The sequence below is a fragment of the Methylocaldum sp. genome (assembly GCF_035627495.1).
GTDB lineage: Bacteria > Pseudomonadota > Gammaproteobacteria > Methylococcales > Methylococcaceae > Methylocaldum.
In genome coordinates this window covers 1-3,520 of sequence record NZ_DASPLO010000204.1, presented here as the reverse complement: position 1 = coordinate 3,520, position 3,520 = coordinate 1, and the positions used below count along the sequence as shown (strand labels likewise).

2 protein-coding genes are annotated in these 3,520 nt (G+C 54.9%); one reads left to right on the top strand and one right to left on the bottom strand.

Features of this window, described 5'->3' with window-relative positions; translation table 11 throughout:
* Positions 1 to 472: 472 nt before the first annotated feature.
* Positions 473 to 1,756, top strand: a complete 1,284-nt coding sequence (locus tag VEB01_RS19935; protein ID WP_324878544.1) for a dicarboxylate/amino acid:cation symporter — start codon at positions 473 to 475, stop codon at positions 1,754 to 1,756.
* Between the two features lie 34 nt (positions 1,757 to 1,790).
* Here the strand turns inward: VEB01_RS19935 and nhaD are convergent, their stop codons facing one another.
* A complete protein-coding gene (gene nhaD / locus VEB01_RS19930; protein WP_324878542.1) occupies positions 1,791 to 3,149 on the bottom strand; it encodes a sodium:proton antiporter NhaD in 1,359 nt (452 codons plus the stop codon).
* Positions 3,150 to 3,520: the final 371 nt, after the last annotated feature.

The window sequence follows — 3,520 nt, the reverse complement described above, 5'->3', positions numbered from 1 at the left end:
TTGATCAAATGCTTCTTTGGCAAAATCAAACACTTCCGAAGAATCTTTGCCCGCTTCGAAAAATTGCAGCGTAACTTCATGGGCTTTCTTCGCTTCGTCTCAGCACTCATCTGGTTGCGTTGAAATGTCAACAGAACCTAGCCACCGAAGCTTCGTCGCCCGCCATCCTGGCAGCTGCCAGAGCCGAGTGCGGCAAATCCGAGAAAACCTTCCACAGCGTCTTGACATCAAATTCATGTAAGCAATAACCAAAAGCGCCGTCAATCGGGACAAACCCCTAGCGCAGGCGGCAGAGCGGAGCCGCACCCAAGCGCTGGATCAAGCCTAATAAGCACTTCGCCCGCTCCCCCTTGGACTGTCCGGGGCATCGTCTTAAGCTAGCCCAGCCGTCTTGGCTTTGAACGAGACGCCGGTACCGATTCTTTCGATTGAAAAAGCTTAAAACATGAAAAACAAACGATGGCCCTTATCCATGCGTGTACTGATAGGCGTCGCCTTGGGTGCATTACTCGGCGTCGTCGGAGGCGATGAACCTTATCTTTGGGGTCTTCGAAACGACCATCTCGGCCAACTCGGAATGCTCGTGATCCGACTGCTGAAGGCACTTGCCGTACCGCTCATTCTTTTCGCTATTCTCGATGCATTTACGCGAACCCATATATCCGCAAAAAGCGGAGGACGGCTCGTGACGATTTGCCTGATCAATGTCTCGGTGGCCTGTGCCATCGGATTGTTCTTGATGAACGTGATCGAGCCGGGGCTGGCGTGGCGGGACCGGATCGAGCAACTCACCGCCCAAGTTTCCGGAAACCCCGCTTCCGGCAGCTTGAAATCGGTGCCGACCGCCTCTCTCAACCCATTGCAGAACCTCGGCGTCTACATCCCTCAAAGCCTGATCGAGCCGCTCGCTGGCAACAACGTGATCTCGGTAGTTCTTCTCGCCCTGCTATTCGGCGCCGCCCTGCGCTGGCTTAAAGATCGCCAAGGTGAGAGCGATATTGCGGACATCCGTCCGTTGGAAGGATTTGTATCGTCGGCCTACCAGGTTTTAGCCAAGGCGCTTGGCTGGGTCGTCGAAGCCGTCCCGCTCGCCGTGTTCGGCCTGGTAGCCCAGGTCGTAGGGAAAACCGGCCTGGAAATTTTTGCCGATTTAGGCGGGTTTCTCGGAGTCATAGCCCTCGGGCTGTGTCTTCAAGGTCTACTTTATTATCCCTTAGCAGCGTGGCTTGCAGGTGGAACATCGCCGCACATCTACCTGAAGCAAAGCGCCGACGCCATTTTGACCGGCTTATCGGCGAACAGTAGCTTGGCGGCCATGCCTGTTACCTTGCGTTGTCTGCGAAACATCGGCGTCTCGGACTCGTCCGCGCGTATCGCTGTTTGCGCCGGCACAAACCTTAATAACGATGGCATCACTTTATACGAGGCCATGGCAGCGCTGTTCCTGGCACAGGCCTTGGGTTACGCGCTTGGAGCCGGGCAACAGGCCATAATCGTGCTCTCGGCGCTTATGGCCGGCGTCGGCGTCGCCGGAATTCCAGAAGCAGGATTAATCATCCTCCCGCTGGTGCTGAGTGCTTCGGGCTTACCCGAGACTGTAGTGGCGGCTGCCATACCTTTGATCGCACCGGTCGACTGGATCCTCGCACGACTGCGGTCCGGCGTGAACGTGCTCGCCGATATGCTGGTGGCGATCTTGCTCGATGCCTGGGAGAAGCGCGCGCCGGACCACAAAAAAAGGCGTAGCCGCACATGACGACTACGCCTTTTTAAAGGGATTGAAACCGGCGTTAGCCGTTGATCCAATAGTGGGTCAAAATGCTCGCGGCATACCCGGCAATGATAGCCGGCGTCCAGCGTAGATGGCTGAAAAAGGTATACATGCCACGGGAAGTTCCCATGAGGGCCACACCCGCAGCCGAACCGATGGACAACATGGTCCCACCCACGCCGGCGGTCAAGGTCACAAGCATCCACTGGTAAATGTCCATGTCGGGATTCATGCTCAGTACCGCAAACATGACCGGGATGTTATCGACGATAGCCGACAGCACACCGATCAGGATGTTGGCCGTCGTCGCCCCGAGCCCGTCGTACATAGCCACGGAAGCCAATTCCAAGTAACCGATGTAACCTAAACCGCCAACCGCGAAGACCACGCCGAAGAAGAACAGCAAAGTGTCCCATTCCGCATCGCGGACATTGGCGAATACGTCGAACTTCCCATTGTCGGCGCTGAATAGCAGCTTCAAACGGTAGCCGTAGAACATCAGGAAGGAGAGACCCACCATCATGCCCAGGAACGGCGGAAGATGCAAAAATTGCTTGAAGCTAACGGCGGTCGTAATGGTGAGAGCGAACAAGCCGCAAATGACCAGTGCGCCGTCCTTCATCTTGACCTGCTCTTCCTCGGGGAAGCTCGGCGCTTCGTCCGGGATTGCGAAGTGCATGATCGCGGCCGGAACCACGAAGTTCACCACCGACGGAACGAAAAGAGCGAAAAAGTCGAAGAACTCCGCCTTACCGGCCTGCCAGACCATTAATGTGGTGATATCGCCGAAAGGGCTGAAGGCGCCACCCGCATTGGCCGCACTGACCAGATTGATAAAGCCCAAAGCCACGAAGCGCGGACTGTTGGCACCGACAGCCATCACCACAGCTCCCACCAAAAGAGCGGAAGTTAGATTGTCGGCCACCGAGGACAGGAAAAACGTGATCACGCCAGTGATCCAAAAAAGCTTGCGATAACCGAATTTGCGGCTCACCAGCCAGGAGCGAAGGGCCTCGAACACGTTTCGCTCGGCCATGGCATTGATGTACGTCATGGCCACTAGCAAAAATAGGAACAACTCGGCGTACTCGCGCAGGTCGTGCTCGAAAGCCTTGTGCACCTGCTCGGGCGGAACACTGTTGCTGGCAGCTAGGTAAGCCACATGCGCCCAAATGATGCCGGCGGCGAGGATAACCGGTTTCGATTTTCGCAAATGGGTAAATTCTTCGGTCATCACAAATGCGTAGGCAATAATGAAGACCAAGACACAGTAAAGGCCCCGATGCGTGCCGGTCAGCCCCAAGACGTCCGATTCCTCGGCCGACGCCAAGCCGGGCAAAAGAAATAGCAGCGAGAGTGAAACGAGTGCGCGTAACAAAGCTAAGCCCTCTTCGATGTTTTTAAAAAACTTCTACGCAACTGCCGTCAAGCAGCACGAAGCCCCCAGTCAAAACAGCCATGCATTATATAAAGGAAGGGTTGACGAATGAATAAGCAAAAACTTTTCCGCACTTTGAATTACGCGTGGTTGTGCCGCAAAGACAGCGTTTACAGGCGTATCCGATATGAAGTAAATTCATACATATATCTGGTTTTATTATTTTTTCCTTAGGACTTACGCAAAAACTGGGATTGGGAGGGCACTTGTTGGAGCGGAGCGCGTCAGAGCGGGATGGAAAAGAAGCCCATCACACGTCTGGATTACTGCCAATACTTGCTGGTGACCCAGATCAACTATACGTTGACGCA

Excerpts from the sequence above, each read along its gene's own strand:
- VEB01_RS19935 (WP_324878544.1), top strand. The coding sequence starts at position 473 with ATGCGTGTACTGATAGGCGTCGCCTTGGGTGCATTACTCGGCGTCGTC.